Genomic DNA, 1,323 nt, shown 5'->3' with positions numbered 1-1,323 from the left:
AGTTGTAAGAAGTGGTTACATGCCGATTCTGGACGAACCGCCGTGTTCAACCATTCTTGCATGGCTTCTGTATTGCCACGCGCTTGCCAGAATAAGATCAACGATAAAGAGGCGTTGGCGGTCCAATCTACGTGGTACGTAGACTGCTTCATTAAATGTTGAATGTGCTCGATGAATTTACCGGCTTTGTCTAGTTCGCCACGGCCAATCGCAATGCGTGCCAACATTGAGTAGCTATGTAAGTGCTTACTCGGCGAATGGTTTTCGAGAATTTGTAGGCCTCGGTACGCACACTCTTCGGCTTCATCTAGGCGGTTCCAGCACCATAAGACTTGCGCGCGGATACGCAATAAAAACTCGTGCAGAGGAACGTGCTGTAATTGCTGATCTTCAATCAGACGAAAGCCTGAATCTTGCAGCTCAAAGGCCGCTTGCACGTAACCTTGAGCAATCAAGATTTCGCTTTGTTGTAAAATCGCCCACAGTGCTTGATGGTAAACCTGATACTGGCGCGCCAATTTTTCGGTTTGCTGCATCATCGGCAACGCGCGGTCGAGTTTACCCAGTACGTGGTTCACTTCGCCTACGACTGAGGTCGCGACAATTCGGCTACGGTAAATAGTGTTGTCTAGTTGGCTGAGAGCCAGCTCCGCAAGTTCAAGCGCTTTCTCGGGTTGGTTGCTGTTAATTGCGACCTGAGCAAGCAGCGCGTTGGCTTGGCCTTGGTAATGGATATCTAGCTCGATGTTGCGCTTTTTATGCTCTTCTTCGGCTTCTTCAAGCAATTGGCCAACTTGATTGTATCGGTGTTGGCTCTGCGCTAACCATGCACGTAACATCGTCAATTTAGGGTGACTAAATAGCAGCTCTGCATCCAGCTTATTGATGGCATGCTCGAGTGTGCTTAGTTCACCTTGGTTGAACATCTTCCAACCGAATTCATTCAAAATCTCAACGACTAAGTCTTTATCGTTGGACTTTTGCGCGTGATGAATGGCTTGGTGTGGCGATTTTTGTTGTAACCAAGCGACCGCCGCATTGCGGTGAAGATCTTTTTCTTGTTGAGGAATACGTGCTTGACGCTCGTGAGACAAGAACTCGCCAAACAAGTTGTGGAAGCGGAACCAGTTATGCTCGCCTTCAAGTGGGTAAATGAACAAGCCATAACGGTTAAGCGATTCAATTAGACCCAGCGCGTCTTCGCGTTGGGTGAGGGCAAATACCAACTCATCGTTAAAGTGATCCAGCACAGAAACTTGCATCAAGAAGTGACGAGTTTCGTGATCGAGCAGGTCGAATACTTCTTCGACTAGGTAATCCCAC

1 protein-coding gene is annotated in these 1,323 nt (G+C 48.1%); it reads right to left on the bottom strand.

Annotation, left to right across the window (positions count from 1 at the left end; translation table 11 throughout):
• On the bottom strand, positions 1–1,323 hold a 1,323-nt coding region (gene malT, locus R7Z47_RS24000), incomplete at both ends, for an HTH-type transcriptional regulator MalT (protein ID WP_318130664.1).

The organism is Vibrio sp. 1641 (genome assembly GCF_033339995.1).
Classification (GTDB): Bacteria; Pseudomonadota; Gammaproteobacteria; order Enterobacterales; family Vibrionaceae; genus Vibrio; species Vibrio alginolyticus.
This window is presented reverse-complemented; position numbering and strand designations above follow the sequence as displayed.